This is a genomic window from Gallibacterium salpingitidis (genome assembly GCF_001678495.1).
GTDB classification, from domain to species: Bacteria; Pseudomonadota; Gammaproteobacteria; order Enterobacterales; family Pasteurellaceae; genus Gallibacterium; species Gallibacterium salpingitidis.
Genome location: NZ_JTJL01000011.1, coordinates 1 through 19,870 on the forward strand (window position 1 = coordinate 1; position 19,870 = coordinate 19,870).

Below are 19,870 nucleotides of genomic sequence, written 5' to 3' on the forward strand. Positions count from 1 at the left end.
TATTTTATAGAGTTTTGACAAAATTTAGATTTGTCGGCAGTCTGAAAAATAGCGCATAAAGGTGAATTTATACACTATTTCCGCTTATACACCTGATAGACTTTGAATTTCCCGGTTTTCGCTAATACTTGATGTGAGCCAAAATAACGATCCAATAAATCAGGATAAGGTAGAAAAGCGTTCGCAACGATGCGTAATTCGCCACCAAAATTGAGATGATTTTTCGCCTCACGAATTAAATTTTCCACTGCATCATATGCAGTATCTAACCCTGAATGAAACGGTGGATTAGAAATAATTAAATCAAACTTGTCCGTAACTTCTGAAAATACATCACTGGCAAATACTTCTCCGACTAACTGATTTTGCTGCAATGTTTCTGTTGCTGAAGCAATCGCCATTGCATGAATATCCGTCATCGTTAAGGTAATTTTAGGATTATGTTTCTTCAGATATGCGCCAATCACGCCTGCTCCACAACCAACATCTAACACTTTACCTGTGCTCGACTCTGTTAAAGTACTTAATAGTAATGCGGTGCCTTGATCCAATTCAGCTGCACTAAATACTCCTGGCAAAGCGTAAATGGAAAGATCAGCTAGTTTTTCCGCACGATATTGCCGCCACCATTTAGCTACATCAAAAGTCGGAATATGTTGTAAGGTAAAATGGTACAAACTACAACGTCGTGCGGAATCAATTTTGGCAATCTCGCCTAATTCCGCACAAAAAGTTTCCGCTGAACGCACACCGCTACGATTTTCCCCAACAATGAATACATTCTGCCCTACTGGCGCTTGCGACAAGATTTGCTGTAATTGAAATTGGCATTCTTGTTTATTCTTTCCCCAATAGAAAACAATGTAATCTTCGCCTTGATACTCCGCTTGCAAAGCAAAAGTAGTCGCTAATTTTGCTCGTTTGACATAATCAAAATAGCTACTGACTACTCGCACTTGTTGCGCGGTTTGTTGGCATTCATAAGGAAAATCATCTTGTACATTGCCTAAAAACAGTATTCGCTTTGCTGCGAATACTGCTAGGTGACGCTGCAATACTTGGCTTTCAGCTGTAAACATAACGTTATCCCTACTATTTCACTCTCATTCCCGGTTTTGCACCTTCATCTGGATTGAGAATAAAGAGATCGCTACCGCCTGGGCCTGCAGCTAACACCATTCCTTCTGATACACCAAATTTCATTTTACGCGGTGCTAAATTTGCCACCATTACAGTCAATCGTCCTTCCAATTCTTCTGGTTTATAAGCGGCTTTAATTCCAGCAAATACTTGACGAGTTTCACTACCAATATCTAAAGTGAGTTTCACCAATTTATTCGCTTCTGGTACGGCTTCTGCTTTGACAATTTTCGCTACTCGTAAATCAATTTTCGCAAAATCATCAATTGAAATCGTTTCTGCGATCGGTTCAACATCAGCTGCTGGTTTCGCGGCTTGCGCTGCTGGTGCATTCACTGCAGCATTTTCGGCTTTAGAAGCTTCAATTAAGGCATCAATTTTGCTCATTTCTAAACGGCTAAATAATGCTTTAAATGGTTCAATTTGATGATCCAATAATGGTGTTGCCAAGCTCAACCATTGTAATTGATCATTTAAAAATGCTTCCGCACGTTCTGCTAATTGCGGTAGTACCGGTTTTAAATAGCCCATTAACATACGGAATAATTGAATACCCATTGAGCATACTTCGTGTAACTCTTGTGCACGCGCTTCATCTTTAGCAATCACCCAAGGCGCCATTTCATCAACATATTTATTCGCTTTATCACATAAATTCATGATTTCACGAATTGCCTTGTTAAACTCACGATTTTCATAATATTGCGCAATTTGCTCAGATTGCTGACAAAACTCTTGCCACAATGTTTCATCATGTAAACGAGCCGCTAATTTTCCGGCAAAACGTTTTTGGATAAAGCCGGCATTACGGCTCGCCAAATTCACCAATTTATTCACAATATCGCTATTCACACGTTGCACGAAATCTTCTAGATTTAAATCCAAATCATCAATGCGATTGCTAAGTTTTGCTGCGTAGTAATAACGTAAACATTCCGGATCTAAATGATTTAAATAGGTTTTCGCTTGGATAAAGGTGCCACGAGATTTCGACATCTTTTCGCCATTTACGGTGACATAACCATGCACAAAAATATTGGTTGGCTTACGATAACCGGAACCTTCTAACATCGCCGGCCAGAATAAACTATGGAAATAAACAATATCTTTACCGATAAAATGATATAACTCAGTATTGCTGTCTTTATTCCAGAAATGACCAAAATCAATGCCTTTACGAGAGCATAAATTTTTGAACGATGCCATATAACCAATTGGCGCATCTAACCAAACATAGAAATATTTGCCTGGTTGATTTGGAATTTCAAAACCAAAATATGGCGCATCACGTGAAATATCCCATTGTTGCAAGCCAGACTCAAACCACTCCATCATTTTATTTGCTACTTCTGATTGCAAAGTACCAGACTTAATCCAGCCTTTTAACATCTCTTCAAAAACCGGTAAATCAAAGAAGAAATGCTCAGATTCTTTTAACACTGGTGTTGCACCTGATACCACAGAACGTGGGTTAATCAATTCAGTTGGGCTATATGTCGCAGAACAGACTTCACAGTTATCGCCATATTGATCTTCCGCTTTACATTTTGGACAAGTCCCTTTCACAAAGCGATCCGGTAAAAACATACTTTTTTCCGGATCAAAAAGTTGTGAAATAGTGCGACTTTTAATAAAGCCATTCTCTTTTAACTTAGTATAGATAGTGCTTGATAATTCTTGGTTTTCCGGACTGTGTGTTGAGTAGTAATTATCGTAACTAATATTAAACCCAGAAAAAGAAGAAATATGTTGTTGTTGTACATCGGCAATTAATTGTTCTGGTGAAATTCCCATTTGATCAGCTTTTAGCATAATTGGCGTACCATGCGCATCATCGGCACAAACAAAGTAAATTTCGTTGCCACGCATTCTTTGGAAACGTACCCAAATATCCGCTTGAATATGTTCAAGCATATGGCCTAAATGAATCGGGCCATTAGCATAAGGCAATGCACAAGTAACAAGTATTTGACGACAGCTAGACATAATTTTTCCTTCTACAAAAATCGTTCGTTTTCATTTAAAAATAACGGCTAATGTTACTCCATTACCCTTTTTTTTTCCAGTTCAGTAACTCCATCGAGTAACTTTCAATCTCAAGATGACTTTTCTCTTAACAGTTGCTTGCTTGCGTGGTTAAATAGGCGGGCAAATTTAATCTCTACAACAATAAGGATCAATAAATGAGTAGTTTGAATTTTACTTTTTCCAATATGGATGAAGCACTAGCTCAGCAAATCGCTGATAAAATTCGCCAATTCCAACATCCTACCCTACAAAAAGATTTATTAAGTTTAAAAGCATTAAAAAAACTTTCTCTAGAAAACAATAAATTACAGATCACGCTAACAATGCCATTTGCGTGGAATAGTGGTTTTGCCGATTTAAAACAAGCATTAACTAATGAACTCGCGCAATTAACCAACGTAAATGAAGTTGAATGGCAGCTTAATTATCAAATTGCGACCTTGAAACGTGCTAATAATCAACCCGCAGTGAATGGCGTCAAAAATATTATTGCCGTTACCTCAGGTAAAGGTGGTGTCGGTAAATCCACTACTGCTGTTAATTTAGCCTTAGCATTACAAGCACAAGGGGCAAAAGTCGGTATTCTTGATGCTGATATTTATGGCCCATCTATTCCTTATATGTTAGGAGCAGAAGGACAACGCCCAACCTCACCGGATAATCAGCATATGGTACCTATTGTTGCGCATGGTCTAAAATCCAACTCTATCGGTTATTTAATGGAAGCAGATAGCGCGACAATTTGGCGTGGCCCAATGGCAAGCAGTGCGTTAAGCCAATTATTAAATGAAACTTGGTGGACTGATTTGGATTATCTTGTGATTGATATGCCTCCTGGTACAGGTGATATTCAATTAACCTTATCACAACAAATTCCAGTTACTGGCGCATTAGTGGTAACGACACCACAAGATATTGCTTTACTTGATGCGATCAAGGGAATTGCAATGTTTAAACGCGTTTCTGTGCCGGTATTAGGTATTATTGAAAATATGAGCGTGCATATTTGTGCCAACTGTGGTCATCATGAAGCGATTTTTGGTACTGGTGGTGCTGAAAAAGTAGCACAAAAGTATGATATTAAATTGCTAGGGCAACTACCTTTGCATATTCGCCTACGTGAAGATCTTGATCAAGGTAAACCAACCGTTGTTGCTGCGCCTGATCATGAAATTACCCAAGCGTTTCTTGCCTTAGCGCAAACCGTTGCTGCAGAGCTTTACTGGCAAGGTGAAACCATTCCTGCGGAAATTATGATTCGTGAAGTGAAATAATCTTGTCCATAAAACATAAAAAGGTTTCGGATCTATAAAATTCGAAACCTTTTCTTTTAACTCGAATTAATGACGTTTATGCACCATAAGCCACCAAATAATTACAGCAAAAAAGACACTCGGCGCTAACGCACCAATAATTGGTGGGATACTATAAACCAAACTTAATGGGCCGAAAACTTCATCTAATACATAAAAAGTAAAGCCGCAACAGATCCCTGTCACAACTCGCACACCCGGCGTCACACTGCGTAATGGACCGAAAATAAAAGATAACGCTAGTAACATCATCACGCTAATCGAAATCGGTTGTAAAATTTTACGCCAATAGGTTAATTCAAACGTTTTGGTATCTTGTCCTGTTGATTTCAAAAATTGAATATATTCCGATAAACCGCTAATAGACAACATACTTGGCCGTAATGACACAATGCCTAATTTATCCGGTGTAATGCTGGTTTGCCAAAGCTGATTAAGATAATTTTTATTAACCACTTTATCTTCATTGAGCAAAGATTCTGACACTTGATTAAAGCGCCATTGATTATTTTGATAAACAGCGCGATTCGCTTGGCTTAATTTTTTTAAATTGCGTTGATCATCAAATTGATAGATATAAATTCCTTCTAATTCATTCTCTTTCGGTACATTTTGAATATAAACAAAGCTATTGCCATCTTTCGCCCAAACTGAGCCTTTTACCGATAATAATGAGCCGCCAGTCAAAGATTTATAACGCATTTCACGCGCAAATTGCTCCGTCTGCGGAATTCCCCATTCGCCTAACGCCATATTCAAAATAATTAGCGGAATTGCTGTTTTCATTACCGCCATACCAATTTGGAAGCGGGAAAAACCTGACGCTTGCATCACCACCAATTCACTATTGGAAGCTAAAGTACCTAAACCGATTAATGCTCCCAATAATGCTGCCATTGGGAAGAAAGTTTCGATATCTTTTGGAATAGTTAATAAGGTATAAGCAACCGCTTTTAACGTATCGTAGTTACCCTCACCAATCGCACGAAATTGTTCGACAAATTTGATGATCGCTGACAGCCCTACTAATAAAAATAGAACAATAAAAATTGTGGCTAAAATAGTTTTGCCGATATAACGATCTAAAGCATTAAACATACTAACCTCTTACTACTTTGCGTTTAAACGGCTGTAACATTTTTGCTCTTACCGTTGGAGAATTTAAAAAGATACCTAACACCAAAAACGCGATATTAACGGCAATCATCCAATAATGCGCCGATAATTTGCCATTAATTCCTGCCGTTTTTAGCGAACTTTGTAATAAGAAATAAATTAAATAGAGCAATAGCGCCGGCAATACCTTTGCAAAACGTCCTTGACGCGGATTAACCTTACTTAACGGAATAGCGATTAACATCATTAACGGTACAGCAAGGAATAAACTAATTCGCCATAACATTTCCGCTTTCGCTTTCACTGAATGATCCGCTAATAAAGTATGGCTATCTTGCATATCTAAATCCGTTTCATCACTTTGCGCCTGATTAAAAGCAAGAAATGCTAAATAGTCAGTAAAATGAGTAATACGAAACTCAGGTAAAGTGGCGCTTCCTTCAAAACGTTCGCCATTTTTTAATGCTAAGACTTGACCTCCATCGGCTGCGGTAGTGAAATTACCTTGTTCGGCAACGACGACTGACGGTTTCACTTTACCAACTTGTTTCGTTTGGAAGAGGTAAATATCCGAGAGTTCATCACCTTTTACCTTTTCAACAAATAAGACAAAATCACCTTTGCTCGATGAGATAAACTGCCCTGGCGTAATTGCTGAAGCGCTTGGATTCGCTTTCGCATTTTCCACTACTTCAACTTGTTTTTTTAATGCCCAAGGAGTGAGATAAAGTGAATTGTAGGCAGCGACACCTGCGGTTAGAATTGATAACAATAAACCCACTTTGATCAAGGTTTCCGGCCCAACTCCACACGCCTGCATTACGGTAACTTCACTTTCACTATAAAGGCGACCTAATGTTAGTAATAAGGCAAGAAATAGACTTAAAGGCAACATCAATTGCGCCATTGTTGGCATACCTAACCCTAAAAGCGGCAAAACCACATCCACTGGCACATTGCCATTGACGGCAGAACCCAGAACGCGTACCAATTGTTGTGCTAAGAAAATGATTAATAAAATGAATAAAATAGCCAGTTGGCTCTTTAATGTTTCTCTAATTAGATATTTTGTTAAAATCACGTCGTTTGGCCTATGTTTTCTCTCTATTTTTACTTGATTTTTTTACAAAAAACGATACTTTAAAAGACCATTTTATCTTGATTATGCTGCTTTGTTTTTCCACCAAAACATAATTTTCAGCGGCATATAATACCTTGTTTCAATGCCTAACAACAATAGAAATCATAATTAAGGATGTGAATATGGAATTTAGCGTCAAAAATGGCAGTATTGAGAAACAACGCACTGCTTGTTTAGTCGTTGGTGTATTTGAACCCCGTCGTCTTTCAAGTTCAGCGGAACAACTGGATATTATTAGCGAAGGCTATATTAGTGCATTATTGCGACGTGGCGATATTGAAGGAAAAGTTGGGCAAACTTTGCTGCTGCACCATGTTCCAAACATCTCTGCAGATCGCATTTTACTCGTTGGTTGTGGTAAAGAACGTGAATTAAATGATCGTCAATATAAGCAGATTATTCAACAAACTGTGAAAGTATTAAATGATACCGGTTCAATGGAAGCAGTTTGTTATTTAACTGGGTTACATATTAAAGGACGTAATACTTATTGGAACGTCCGTTTTGCTGTCGAAGCAGCACAAGAAACACTTTATAGCTTTAATGATTTTAAGAGCATTAAACCTGAAATTCGCCGCGAATTGCGTAAAATTGTCTTTAATGTGCCATCTCGCCGCGAATTACCGTTAGCTGAAAGTGCGATTCAACATGCAGTTGCTATTAGCGCAGGAATTAAAGCCACTAAAGATCTGGCGAATACACCACCAAATATTTGCACACCACGTCATCTTGCCGATAAAGCCATTGAATTAGCGCAAACTTATGATGCTATCCAGAGTCATGTGGTTGATGAACAACAAATGGCAAAATTAGGAATGAAATCTTATCTTGCGGTTTCACAAGGTGCTCGCAATGAAGCTTTTATGTCGATTATTGAATTTAAGAACAATCCTGATCCACAAGCAAAACCAATTGTTTTAGTCGGTAAAGGATTAACTTTTGACTCTGGTGGTATTTCAATTAAGCCTGCTGCTGGTATGGACGAAATGAAATACGATATGTGCGGCGCAGCAGCGGTTTATGGCGTAATGAAAGCTGTAGCAGAATTGAATCTACCGCTCAATATTATTAGCGTCTTAGCGGGTTGTGAAAATATGCCTGGTGGTAATGCTTACCGCCCTGGTGATATTTTAACGACAATGTCAGGCTTAACCGTAGAAGTGTTAAATACTGATGCGGAAGGGCGTTTGGTGTTGTGCGATGCGCTAACTTATGTAGAGCGTTTTGAGCCAGAAACTGTAATTGATATTGCTACCTTAACCGGCGCTTGTGTTGTAGCGTTAGGCAGCGTAAATAGCGGTTTCTTCTCATCCGTAAATACTTTAGCTAATGAATTGCAAAATGCCGCTGATCTTTCAACAGATAAGGCATGGCGTTTACCAATGAACGAAGAGTACAACGAATTATTGAAATCTAATTTTGCTGATTTAGCGAACGTCGGTGGACGTTGGGGTGGTGCCGTTACTGCCGCTTGTTTCTTAGCTAATTTCACCAAAAAATATAATTGGGCACATTTAGATATCGCGGGAACTGCTTGGCAACAAGGGGCTAACAAAGGAGCAACCGGTCGCCCAGTTTCGCTCTTAGTTCAATTCTTGTTAAATCGTGCTAATGTGAAATTTGAATAAACAACATAGAAAAGGGGAAGTTTTATCACTTTCCCTTTCTTTTATGCCGTAAAACTCTTCTCAACCACAATACCAACTGCTTTAGCTTGCGCCACTGCATCAGGCTTTCTTAATTTTAGTCGAATATGTTGAATATGAAATTGCTGATGAAGCTGTTCTATCACTTCATAAGCTACGCGTTCAATTAGCGAAAAAGCACGTTTTTCAACATAATTTAGGATAAATTCGCTCACTTCCGCGTAATTTAGGCAATATTGTACATCATCGGTTTTGGCTGCTTGTTCACTATCCCAAGCCATTTCAATATCAAAAATTAGTTTTTGTTTGATCTTTTGTTCCCAATCATACACGCCAATTTGGGTAAATACGGTTAATTCCTCAATAAAAATATACTCTTTTGACATTGAAGTTTTTCCTTTTTTCAGCACAAATTAAGGTGCTTATATTACCAATTTTCAGTACAATAAGCGAAAGCTAAAATGCGTAAAAAGGAAAATGATATGAGCTTATTTGCTATTTGTTATATGTTAATCGCCTATCTTATTGGTTCGATTTCTAGTGCAATTATTCTCTGTAAGCTTTTTAATCTTCCTGATCCGCGCGAAAATGGCTCTCATAATCCCGGTGCAACAAACGTATTAAGAATTGGTGGTCGTTTACCCGCTTTGTTAGTACTTGTTTTTGATATTCTCAAAGGTATGCTGCCCGTTTGGCTTGGTTATTATTTGCACCTTACTCAATTTGAGTTGGGAATGGTCGCTTTAGGGACGTGTTTAGGGCATATTTTCCCAATTTATTATCAATTTCGTGGTGGTAAAGGTGTGGCAACGGCTTTTGGTGCTATTGCGCCGATCGGTTGGTCTGTTGCAGGCTTTATGTTAGGGGTATGGCTATTAATTTTCCTTGTTACCGGCTATTCTTCTTTAAGCGCCGTTGTTGCAGCATTAACTATTCCTTTTTATGTTTGGTGGTTTAAGCCTGAATTTACGTTTCCTACGGCTTTGGTTTGTTGCCTTCTTATCTACCGCCATCACGATAATATTCAACGTTTATGGCGAGGACAAGAAGACAAAATGTGGGATAAATTGAAAAATAAGAAAAAACAATAAATTATCGCAGCATAAATTTAATTGGAATTTTCTGTTCTGATGACAATCCTGCCGGTCGAGCGCCAACACTTCTTGATTGCGAAACAGCATCTAACGCTAATTGATCCAGTTCATCATAACCAGATGATCGATGTAAACGGACATTTTGGATCGAACCATCATTCATCAAACTAAATTCAACTACCACAGTACCTTGACGACGCAGCATTCTTGCACGCTGTGAATAACGTTTATGACGTTCTATTTCTTGACGCAATGCTGAACGATACGCTGCCAATTCATCACTACTTGCACCCAAACCTTGTAAATTTTGTTGCTGGGTGGTTACCGGTGCGCCTTGTGCTTTAGATTGAATCTGCGGCTGCGCTTTCATTGGTTTAGCTTCCGGTTTACGGTGATGGTGTTTTCTTTTCTTTTCGACTTTTTTTGGGCGCTCAATTTCTTTCTTCGGTTGTTCAAGCTCTTTTTTTACCGTTGGATCAGCTACCACTTCTTGTTTAGGTTCTGGTTTAGGTTCTTCTTTTACCGGTTCAGGCTCTGGCTGCGGTTCAATGGGTTCCTCTACTTTCTCTTCGACCTTCTCTTCTGGTAACACATTGGCGGTTAATAATTCCATCGAAATTGTTGGCGAGAGCTCTCCACTAACACTATTTGCAGTCTGATCACGATCAAATGACCAAACTGCACCAGCAAATAATGCGCTATAAATTACAATCGTTACGTAAAAGGCGGGTTTAGTATAATGTGCTGCCACTATTTTTCTCCCTTATCTTTTACCGTTACAATGGCGACATTTTTAATTTCATTCTTGCCCAATAAATCAGTAATCGTAACAAATTCTTGGAATGTTGCTTCTGAATCCACTTTTAAGGTTACTTTTTGCGATTTATCCCAAGTTGCCACCTCTTTTTCTAATGACTCTTTATCAATCGGTTTATCATTAAAATAAAGCTGACCATCTTTAGTAACAGTCAATAATTTAGCCAATTCATCTGATTTAAAGGCGACTGTACTGCTCGCTTTTGGCACATTCACTTTTATTTTGCCTTGAGAAATAAACGATGCAGTAATTAATACTATCGCCAGTAACACCAACATAATATCAATAAAAGGGATAATATTAATTTCATCAAACTTTTTCATATACTGCCTATTAATTTTCTTGAAGTGATTTCCATTGCAAGCGTTTAACTTCTACTTTTCTGCCTAAACCGTTATAGAACATCATTGATGGAATAGCGACGAGAATCCCTACTGCGGTAGCTTTTAATGCCAATGAAAGGTGCAACATAATTGCGCTAGCATCAATATCACCGCCAGATTGCCCTAATTGATAGAACGTTAAGAGGATACCAATAACAGTTCCTAATAACCCAACATAAGGCGCATTAGCACCAATAGAAGAAATAATCGTGAGATGTCGCGTAAGATCGATTTCTAAATCGTGGATATTTTGATATTTCTTAATATCAATTCTGTTTAAAAAGAAAAAACGCTCAATCACCATCCACACCATAATAAAGCTCATCAACGCTAACAGCCCTAAAATAATGTAATCGATATATTGTTCTAAAAAGCGAAACAAATTGTCCATTTTTGCTCTTCCCTTAAAAAGAAATAAATATAAGGCACAAATTTGCACCTTATATTTTTGTTACACACAGAGGTTTAATTAAAATTTATATGAAATAGTAAATTTATAGTTACGGCCTAGTTCGTTGTCTACCGCACCATAATATTGAGTACTTTGATCTTTATAGACTTTATTAAACACATTATCTATACCAGCTGTTAACTCTAAATTTGGCAATTGTGCTGGTGACCATGTAGCATATAAATTACTAACAGAATAACTCTCTTTATTAACTAAAGAAGTTGCACTGCTTCGTAAATCAATACCGCGTACCCAAATAGTATTCCATCCCATTTCTAATTGAGCATTTGGTACTTTATAACTTAATCCTAAAGTATAACGATCACCGGTATCTGGGAATGCTGCATAATCATGGTTATCCACTTGTTTACTTCTTGCTCTTGCATAAGTGACATGTGCAGTAATATTGTTGATACTATATTTTGCAGATGCTTCAACACCTTGAAGCACTACTTTACCTAAATTAGCATAAATACTACCGCTACCACGCGGATTTGAAATAGATTGGCTAATGTTATCGTAGTGTGTATTAAAATATTTAGCTGTAAAAGTTAGTGCATCATCATTATTGAATAATTGATCTACTGCGTAACTAAAACCAACCTCTTTATTGTCACCTTTAGTTGCTTCTAGGCTCTTATCGTAGGTTAAGCGATTTGTACCACGTAATACAATTTCTCCAGCATCTGGGCCTTTGAACAATTCTGTATAATTTGCAAATGCAATTAAATTATCTGTTAGCGCATATTTTAAGCCTAATGCTTTAGAAATACGGCTAAAGCTTTTATCGAAATCATCAGATAATTTAGCTGTGTAGTAATCATATCTAACACCAGGAATAATACTTAACGCCCCAAACGCAATTTGATCTTCCAAATAAATAGAAGTATTAGATAATTTTGCATCATCTATATCAGCTCCTAATTTTTGGGAAGTAGTATGATAATATTCACCACCTACAGTAATTGTATGATGTGTTGCTCCTACATCTAATTCTGATTTATTCGATAATGTACCGCCATACGTTTTCACTTTTGTTTTTGGTGAGCCCATTGCAGTGGTTTTAGTGTCTGTTGTATACGCATTCACTTTAAAATTAACTAACGGATTTGCACTCGGAGCATAACCATAACCTAATGTATAAGTGTTACGTTCTATATCAGTGTATGCCTTATCTGGATTAGATGGATTTTCACCAAGGCATTGAGCCATATTGGCGCGGAAACAACTAAATGCGGTATTAATATAATGTTCTGCCGATGCCTTGATCCATTGCTCATTGTTAATATTATATTTTGCTTTTAATAAATAATTTTGTAGCTTACCTTTATTCGCGTTCTCAACGCCTGCACCATCCTCATTATTTTCTTGATGGCGATAGTTGAAATACCCTAATAAATCTAAATCACCAGCACGTCCATATAGTGTTGTCATTGCTTGGTTAGAGTCACCATTCGTACCGTAGCTCCATTTCATCTTCGCGCCAAAGTTTTCACCTTGTCTTAATAAATCTGCAGCATCAACAGTTTCAAAACGAATTGCACCACCTAAAGAGCCAGCACCATTAATAATAGAATTTGAACCTACATCAATATCTACACGTTTTAATATTTCAGGATCAATACCATAGTTACCAGAATGGTGGAAAGCATAACCATTTTGTCTTGCGCCATCGACCGTAATTGCCAAATACTCTTCACTTACACCACGAATATTATAGCGTTGTACAACAGAACGAGCTCCATTAACATTTACTCCTGGAATACCGCGTAATACATCAGCCATACTTGTAGCTTGGCGTACTTTGACAGCATTTCCCATTTTCAAATTTTCTTTTTATGGAGAAAGGTTATCACTAACTACTTCAATAGCATCTAAATTGCTATTGTCATCTGCAACAGCTATACCACTAATTAATGCCGCAAGCGGTAATAATACAAATGTTGTTTTCTTCATTATTAAATTGCTCCTTAGGTTATATATAAATGTAGTAAAAAAGTGATCTGTATCAAACAATGAGAACTATTATCATTAAATAATTTTCTTTTTCAAGATCTTTTTACGAATTATTCTCATTTAAAATTAAAAGCTAAATTACCCTTGTATTTTTTGTTTTTAAGGTTGTAAGATGGAATAGAGAACAAAGCAATGGCAAAGAAAAAAGAAGCTGAAAACTTTTAAAGATTCCAGCTTCTTTAGTTGGTAGGAACTACTTGTGCAGTAGTGAAGACATCTATAAAAAAGATATTGACCATTTCCTAAGCTACTTATGCAGTAGTAATTCAGAAGTATTATCTATTAATATAGACGGTGATTAATACTACTCAAAAATACCTTTTTTATAAAGAAAAAACAAAATTTTCTTTGACATTATACTTTCTTTGGTATAGCCTACCTTTAAACTAACAATTAATCCATGGTAAATTTATTTTTTATAGAAAATATTATGGATAAATAAAACATCTAAAGAGGTTCACTATGTTCCAAACAAAGCTCACACAAAACATTAAAAAGCAATGTTCCAAAAGAACTGAGCCTTTAGTAAAGAAGCGAGAAAAAGCCACATCAGCTACAGAAATAGCTGAATTGGATAAGCAAATCACAGAAATAGAACGTAAGTATGAATTCAGTACTTGGATAGATAATGCCGCCAATAAAATGGCTAAACAATTAACCTTTCCCACACATATTTCAAAAGGAGATCATCCAGATTCAAAAGGTGATAATGTCAACTTTCGCAATCAAAATACTATCTCCCATTCCTTTGTTGGTTCACACTTAATTGCTGAATCAATACTTGATGCAACCGGTAACGCTGCCGCACTGCCGTTAGCTGCGTTTTTCAATATTGTTATAGATGAAGAGAAAAATATACTTTTACGGGATCTGTTATTAGAGGATTCCCCATTACTCAAAGGTGCTTTTGCCGATGATGAAGAATTATCCGAACAATATAAACAGCAGTTTCAACAAGCACTACTCGGAGAAATCAAACAACCTACTACATACGAAAAGAATAAACAATTGTTATGGCCTAACAACGATCAAGCTATTAAAAATGATGATTATACTTGTATTGTTCCACTTTACCCTGCCAAATTAACCCATTTTATTTACAACAAGATCCAAACTATTCGTTATTCCGAGGAAAACAAAACAGCAAGGGAAAATCGTAAAAAAGAAAATGTCACTCAACAACGTTATACATCAATTAACAACTTAGCAATAAAGAAACAAGGCGGAACCAAACCTCAAAATATTTCACTTCTCAATTCAAAACAAGGTGGTAAACACTATCTTCTCCCTTCACTGCCACCGATTTTCTCTGCTCCATACACATCAACCACTAATACCATCTTTAACAATGATCTGTACTGGCAATGTAAACCTTTATTCCAAGGTTTATTTGAGGTTGTTTTAGCTGAAAAGAATATTTATCCAGAACGTGACAAGCGTAAAGAAGTTATCAATCAAATTGTCGAAGTTGTCCTTAGTATTGCCGAGCTTTATCAACAACGTGATGCAGGTTGGAGTAAAGATTATCAACATTTCAACCAAGACCAAAAATATTGGCTGGATCCAAAGCGTGCAGATTTAGAGGGAGAAGAAAACTTTAAAGAAAAATTTGAAAAAGAAAATTGGCAAAATCAAGTCGCTAAACAATTTGCAGGTTGGGTGAATTTTCATCTGCAGAAACGTTTCCCAGAAATTGCACAGGATTTTTCAACTGCAGAAGCGAATGAATGGCGCAGAGTCTTTAAACGTATCCTAAGAAGAAAAGGTTAGGAGTTTTTTATGTCACAAGCAAACTTTTATCTCTTGTTTAAACAAGTTGAAATCAAACAAGCTAATGCAATCTCAAGCCCATTAACTTATGGTTTCCCAGCCATTGGCGGTTTTGTTGGTGCAATACATAATCTAAGTCGAAAAATGCAAGCGTATTACCCTGATGCTGCACTCAATGGTGTGTTAATCGCTTGCAACCACTATCAATTACAAGCTTATCGCCCACACCGTTATGCCGATTACACTTTTAATCAAACACGTAACCCATTATTAAAAGATGGTAGTTCACCTGCTTTTGTTGAGGAGGGGAAAATTCATCTTACTGTTAGTTTAGTGGTAGAAGTTAGTGTTTCAGAAGATCTACAAGATACCTTAAAAGATCAACAACAAGCTGAAGATTTCACCAAAACACTTTCAACCTTATTACTGCAACAAAGAATTGCTGGCGGTAGTGTTTTTCGTATTGGGAATACTAAACTATTTCCGCTTTCTAGTAGTAATGAAATTACCCGTCAATTACAACCAGCTTTTGTTTTGATGGATGCTAAACAAGATCTTATTGCGATTACCAAGGAGCTACAAACAGGTATCAAACATCAGGTGTTATTTAATGAAGTTTGTCCTATGAAAAACGAGCAAGATCAGCCTGTACTATCGCATTATTCACCTAATCCAAAAGCTACGGCATTAGACGCCTTATTTGAAGTTGCTTGTTTACATCATATTCCAACAAAATCTGAAAAAAATACTACTACATGGGATTTAAGTAGTGTTAAAGAAGAGCGTGGCTGGCTAGTTCCGATTCCTATTGGTTACCAAGGTATTTATCCGCCTTTTCAACCTAATGAGTTGCAACATTGCCGCAATCCACAATATCCAAGCCAATATGTAGAAGCTATCTATAGCTTAGGTAAATGGGTTTTTCCATACCGCTTAAAAGATCAATTTGAACAATGTTTCTGGCATTACACCACCCCAGAAGAAAACCTCTATTTATATCAACAAGGAGCATAAAATGAGTAAATTAATTACCGCTACTGTGCTTGCTTTTGAACGTCGTTTAGATATTTCTGATGCAGTATTTTTCCAAAAATCAGCATCTTCTGACAAATTATCACCAGTAAAAATTACTGAAAAAGCAGTACGAGGAACAATTTCCAATCGTTTAAAAAACGCAATCGCTAATGATCCAACTAAATTAGATGGCGAAGTTGATAAACCCAATCTGCAAACTGTTGATGTTGCTGCATTAGACTATGATAAAGACACTTTAGTCGCTCAGTGGAGCTGTAAGGTTCTTCCATTCGAGGGAAAACCTAATGTTTGTAATAATCCAGAGTATCAAGAGGCATTAGAAGCAACTGTACAGGATTACCTTAAAAAGGTCGGCATCAGAACATTAGCATCTCGCTATGCCTACAATATTATTAATGCACGTTGGTTATGGCGTAATCGAATGAGTGCAGAAAAGATTGATATTAAAGTCACTATTGATGATAAAACTTTAGAATTTCCTAATGTGAAATCTCTTTCTCTTAATAGCTTTGATTACCAAAATGAGCAATTAACCCAACTCATTGATTATATTGAGAAAGGATTTAAAGGTGATCAATATGTATTCATCCAAGTACAAGCAGAAGTGAAAATGGGTGAAGGACAAGAAGTTTACCCTTCTCAAGAACTTGTATTAGATAACTCAACCTCAAATAGAAAGAGTAAGATTCTTTATCAAGTGAATAATATTGCTGGCATGCATTCACAAAAAATTGGTAATGCAATTCGTACTATTGATACTTGGTACACTGAAAATGCAACATTTCCTATTGCAATTGAACCTTATGGTGCAGTTACTAATTTGGGAACAGCTTTTCGCCAACCTAAGCAAAAAATGGACTTCTACTCTATATTTGATAATTGGATATTAAACAGCAGTCAACCGCCATTAGAACAACAACATTATGTTATTGCTGTATTAATTCGTGGTGGTGTTTTTGGTGCCAGCGGTAAGGAATAGATATGAGTCAGCTCACACACTATATTGAATTGGAAGCTATTCCTCAGCTAGAAATTAGACACTCTGAAGTAATGGCTTATGCAATGCAAACATTACATAGCATATTGCCATTTTTTGACGGGCGTGTTGGTTTGGGTTTTCCTCAATATCACCGTAATTATGGCTTAGGGTGGAAAATTCGTATTTTTGGTTCAGAAATGGATTTAAATTTTCTTTCTTTTCAGCTTGAACCTTTACGCAATTATTTTCTAATTAAGGAAATCGCTCTTGTTCCTGAACAAGCTACTGCAGTTCGTTTTCAACGCATACAGCATAAAGGAAATAGTGCCTTACGTCGTGCAGAAAGACGTATGAGAGAAAGAGGTAATTTTTCTGCTGATATTCTAGAAAATATGCGTCTAAAACAGCAAGAAACACAACTTTATCCACATGTCTTTCTTAAAAGCGCTAGTACACGCCAGAACAAGATGTTACTTGAGATTAAGCGTGTTGTATGCCAAAAACACAACGAGGGGCAATTTACTGGATATGGGCTAAGTAAAGACGCAACTGCAACGATACCTCATTTTTAATTTGAAACCCTTTTTTTACAGGATAAATATATTCATTCAAAATCAATGAGTTATATTTAAAGCTAAAAAAAGGGTATTTTTATTCAAATTGTTCTTTAATAGTATATCTGCCTAATCTAAAGAGAATATAATCTCTACTTTACTGCCGCATAGGCAGCTTAGAAAATTAAGCTAACCTACTAATTAAACGGTTCGTGCTTTACTGCCGCATAGGCAGCTTAGAAAATTCGATTTTTAAATAAAAAATCTTTTTCGTGCTTTACTGCCGCATAGGCAGCTTAGAAATTACTGCCGTATAGGTAGTTCACATTTCTTTACTTTACTGCCGCATAGGCAGCTTAGAAAACATTACCCTTGATATGGCGAAAGAACTCTGTCTTTACTGCCGCATAGGCAGCTTAGAAAAAACAACTTAGCCAGTTTAGGTCTATAAGCTACTTTACTGCCGCATAGGCAGCTTAGAAATCTTTAGGTAAATCGGATAAATCTGTTTTTAACTTTACTGCCGCATAGGCAGCTTAGAAAAATCAATGAAGCGTTGAATTTTGGTTCTATTGCTTTACTGCCGCATAGGCAGCTTAGAAATGTTGGTAATACTAAGACAGTCGGTGTGTTTTTCTTTACTGCCGCATAGGCAGCTTAGAAAATTCAGTATGAATTCTAAGAGTGAATTTAATCCTTTACTGCCGCATAGGCAGCTTAGAAATGATTTTGAGTAAATGGTTTATGAGGGTTTCGCTTTACTGCCGCATAGGCAGCTTAGAAAAATGGAATTTTTTTTCCCCATTTTTTGTTTCTCTTTACTGCCGCATAGGCAGCTTAGAAATCTTGCTTTTTTATGTAACCTAATAATCAAATCTTTACTGCCGCATAGGCAGCTTAGAAAATTTCGTTGTAGTGGCCACTTAATACAGCCAGCTTTACTGCCGCATAGGCAGCTTAGAAAACTGAAACCGCCAACTGGTTTGCTTCTAATTCCTTTACTGCCGCATAGGCAGCTTAGAAATGATCCGTTTTTTAGGTTCATTGTTTTTAACAACTTTACTGCCGCATAGGCAGCTTAGAAAAAATGCACCGCCTAACATATTCGAGTAATCACCTTTACTGCCGCATAGGCAGCTTAGAAATTAAAGTTGCTTTAGATAAAGCCAATATCAAACTTTACTGCCGCATAGGCAGCTTAGAAAATTCTTATTTGCCATCGCCGACCCAGATACCTCTTTACTGCCGCATAGGCAGCTTAGAAATGTTTCATTTTGCAATGTCATTAGGGTTAAACCTTTACTGCCGCATAGGCAGCTTAGAAAAGTTTGATAAGAATAAGGATAATGCAACCAATCTTTACTGCCGCATAGGCAGCTTAGAAAGTACACGCTTGTTTCATCAAACGATAACATATCTTTACTGCCGCATAGGCAGCTTAGAAAACCACCACTGCCGCTATATAGCGATAAAATTTCTTTACTGCCGCATAGGCAGCTTAGAAATGACACCTGCTCACTTTTTTGCTACCTGGTCACCTTTACTGCCGCATAGGCAGCTTAGAAAATAATCCTAACAATCGGTTTCTCCTGGTACATCTTTACTGCCGCATAGGCAGCTTAGAAAAATAAAGTGGCTCGTTGGGATAGCACACAAGCCTTTACTGCCGCATAGGCAGCTTAGAAATAAGAATTTTTTGCGAATCTTCACGAGTTGATCTTTACTGCCGCATAGGCAGCTTAGAAAACATTTCAACACACCGCACAAAACACATCAATCTTTACTGCCGCATAGGCAGCTTAGAAAAACTTGCTTAGTTTCACAAATAACATTTGATGCTTTACTGCCGCATAGGCAGCTTAGAAAATCACAGGTCGTCAAAAAGTCGGGCGTCATCGCTTTACTGCCGCATAGGCAGCTTAGAAATAGAAAAAATCGCATATAATCTTTTTTTGCAATCTTTACTGCCGCATAGGCAGCTTAGAAAAAATGCGTGGTGGATTAAGTTCGGGCCGTTGTCTTTACTGCCGCATAGGCAGCTTAGAAATAATAGGAGTGAGCGAGAGCGAACGTAACCTTCTTTACTGCCGCATAGGCAGCTTAGAAAAGGATGCCGCCTAACTCGCCTTTCAGCTCATCCTTTACTGCCGCATAGGCAGCTTAGAAATTTAAGCACTCAAACCGATAATTTCACCCCGACTTTACTGCCGCATAGGCAGCTTAGAAAAAAGAGAGGATAAGCTATGAAAAACATTATCACTTTACTGCCGCATAGGCAGCTTAGAAAATACTCAACGGACAAATAACGACCATCTTTCACCTTTACTGCCGCATAGGCAGCTTAGAAATGGATTGATAGCGGAACATTGATTGATCAAGGCTTTACT

Annotated in this window: 16 protein-coding genes and 1 CRISPR repeat array; of the genes, 7 read left to right on the forward strand and 9 right to left on the reverse strand. The window is 37.3% G+C overall.

What is annotated here, in order from left to right:
* Positions 1–74 precede the first annotated feature (74 nt).
* Both rsmC and metG read right to left on the reverse strand, forming a co-directional pair.
* Positions 75–1,079 carry a 16S rRNA (guanine(1207)-N(2))-methyltransferase RsmC gene (gene rsmC, locus QS62_RS02835; RefSeq protein WP_066105610.1) on the reverse strand — a complete coding sequence of 335 codons (1,005 nt, stop codon included), beginning with the start codon at positions 1,077–1,079 and terminating at the stop codon, positions 75–77.
* 13 nt (positions 1,080–1,092) lie between these two features.
* The gene (metG, locus tag QS62_RS02840) at positions 1,093–3,126 is read right to left on the reverse strand and encodes a methionine--tRNA ligase (RefSeq protein WP_082966117.1); all 2,034 of its coding nucleotides are present in this window, start codon (positions 3,124–3,126) and stop codon (positions 1,093–1,095) included.
* Positions 3,127–3,353: 227 nt separating this feature from the next.
* Between metG and apbC the strand changes: the two genes are divergently transcribed.
* Positions 3,354–4,442, forward strand: a complete 1,089-nt coding sequence (apbC, locus tag QS62_RS02845; protein WP_231923673.1) for an iron-sulfur cluster carrier protein ApbC — start codon at positions 3,354–3,356, stop codon at positions 4,440–4,442.
* A gap of 66 nt (positions 4,443–4,508) precedes the next feature.
* Here the strand turns inward: apbC and lptG are convergent, their stop codons facing one another.
* Entirely contained in the window at positions 4,509–5,579 is a 1,071-nt protein-coding gene (lptG, locus tag QS62_RS02850; RefSeq protein ID WP_066105619.1) for an LPS export ABC transporter permease LptG, read from the reverse strand.
* A gap of 1 nt (position 5,580) precedes the next feature.
* Positions 5,581–6,678 (reverse strand): LPS export ABC transporter permease LptF, encoded by a 1,098-nt coding sequence (gene lptF / locus QS62_RS02855; protein WP_066105622.1) that lies wholly within the window; start codon positions 6,676–6,678, stop codon positions 5,581–5,583.
* 182 nt (positions 6,679–6,860) lie between these two features.
* Between lptF and pepA the strand changes: the two genes are divergently transcribed.
* Positions 6,861–8,366, forward strand: a complete 1,506-nt coding sequence (gene pepA, locus QS62_RS02860; RefSeq protein ID WP_066105625.1) for a leucyl aminopeptidase — start codon at positions 6,861–6,863, stop codon at positions 8,364–8,366.
* Positions 8,367–8,407: 41 nt separating this feature from the next.
* Here pepA and folB read toward each other — a convergent pair whose 3' ends face one another.
* Positions 8,408–8,770 (reverse strand): dihydroneopterin aldolase, encoded by a 363-nt coding sequence (gene folB, locus QS62_RS02865; protein WP_066105628.1) that lies wholly within the window; start codon positions 8,768–8,770, stop codon positions 8,408–8,410.
* A gap of 96 nt (positions 8,771–8,866) precedes the next feature.
* Here folB and plsY point away from each other — a divergent pair, with 96 nt between their 5' ends.
* The gene (plsY, locus tag QS62_RS02870) at positions 8,867–9,475 is read left to right on the forward strand and encodes a glycerol-3-phosphate 1-O-acyltransferase PlsY (RefSeq protein WP_066105631.1); all 609 of its coding nucleotides are present in this window, start codon (positions 8,867–8,869) and stop codon (positions 9,473–9,475) included.
* 1 nt (position 9,476) lies between these two features.
* Here plsY and QS62_RS02875 read toward each other — a convergent pair whose 3' ends face one another.
* From QS62_RS02875 to QS62_RS02890, 4 genes are all read right to left on the reverse strand, one after another.
* Complete coding sequence (locus tag QS62_RS02875) at positions 9,477–10,229, reverse strand: TonB family protein (protein WP_066105634.1); 753 nt, start codon at positions 10,227–10,229, stop codon at positions 9,477–9,479.
* Positions 10,229–10,618: a TonB system transport protein ExbD gene (exbD, locus tag QS62_RS02880; protein ID WP_066105639.1), complete on the reverse strand. Its 390-nt coding sequence runs from the start codon at positions 10,616–10,618 to the stop codon at positions 10,229–10,231. Before exbD ends, QS62_RS02875 begins: the two co-directional genes overlap by 1 nt.
* 10 nt (positions 10,619–10,628) lie before the next feature.
* Complete coding sequence (exbB, locus tag QS62_RS02885) at positions 10,629–11,069, reverse strand: TonB-system energizer ExbB (RefSeq protein WP_066105642.1); 441 nt, start codon at positions 11,067–11,069, stop codon at positions 10,629–10,631.
* A 78-nt stretch (positions 11,070–11,147) separates the two neighbouring features.
* A complete protein-coding gene (locus QS62_RS02890; RefSeq protein WP_231923672.1) occupies positions 11,148–12,950 on the reverse strand; it encodes a TonB-dependent receptor domain-containing protein in 1,803 nt (600 codons plus the stop codon).
* 657 nt (positions 12,951–13,607) lie between these two features.
* On the opposite strand from QS62_RS02890, the gene csy1 reads away from it, so the two are divergent.
* From csy1 to cas6f, 4 genes are read left to right on the forward strand one after another with little or no spacing between them, the layout of a single operon-like run.
* A complete protein-coding gene (csy1, locus tag QS62_RS02895; RefSeq protein WP_066105647.1) occupies positions 13,608–14,915 on the forward strand; it encodes a type I-F CRISPR-associated protein Csy1 in 1,308 nt (435 codons plus the stop codon).
* A gap of 9 nt (positions 14,916–14,924) precedes the next feature.
* Positions 14,925–15,929, forward strand: a complete 1,005-nt coding sequence (csy2, locus tag QS62_RS02900) for a type I-F CRISPR-associated protein Csy2 (RefSeq protein WP_066105650.1) — start codon at positions 14,925–14,927, stop codon at positions 15,927–15,929.
* Position 15,930: 1 nt separating this feature from the next.
* Entirely contained in the window at positions 15,931–16,929 is a 999-nt protein-coding gene (gene csy3 / locus QS62_RS02905) for a type I-F CRISPR-associated protein Csy3 (protein ID WP_066105652.1), read from the forward strand.
* Positions 16,930–16,931: 2 nt separating this feature from the next.
* Positions 16,932–17,501 carry a type I-F CRISPR-associated endoribonuclease Cas6/Csy4 gene (gene cas6f / locus QS62_RS02910; RefSeq protein ID WP_066105655.1) on the forward strand — a complete coding sequence of 190 codons (570 nt, stop codon included), beginning with the start codon at positions 16,932–16,934 and terminating at the stop codon, positions 17,499–17,501.
* 137 nt (positions 17,502–17,638) lie between these two features.
* A CRISPR array of direct repeats spans positions 17,639–19,831; the repeat unit is 28 nt; unit sequence CTTTACTGCCGCATAGGCAGCTTAGAAA.
* Positions 19,832–19,870: the final 39 nt, after the last annotated feature.